The following is a 241-nucleotide window of genomic DNA, read 5'->3' as shown; positions in this document are numbered from 1 at the left end:
ATCGCGCGTTGGCCCATCCTCACCTTCGCGCGCAACACCCAGCCCTATGTGCAGGTAACCGAACTGTTTTCCGATCCCGCCCTGCCGATGCCCAGAATCTACGCGAGTTCGTCGCTCGCCACGCTGATCCGCATGGCATTGGACAGTTTGGGCATTGCTGTTATTCCGCCCGCCATCGTCGCGCTCGAACTCGCGGCCGGAAGACTGGTGGCCCTCGATATCTCCCCCAAACTGCCTGATC

1 protein-coding gene is annotated in these 241 nt (G+C 61.4%); it reads left to right on the top strand.

The window, feature by feature from the left end; translation table 11 throughout:
* On the top strand, window positions 1-241 hold a 241-nt coding region (locus tag AF337_RS34620), incomplete at both ends, for a LysR substrate-binding domain-containing protein (RefSeq protein ID WP_244471371.1).

The sequence above is a fragment of the Rhizobium ecuadorense genome (assembly GCF_001187535.1).
GTDB classification, from domain to species: Bacteria; Pseudomonadota; Alphaproteobacteria; order Rhizobiales; family Rhizobiaceae; genus Rhizobium; species Rhizobium ecuadorense.
The sequence above is the reverse complement of the archived record's forward strand: the minus strand, read 5'-3'. Positions and strand labels throughout refer to the sequence as shown.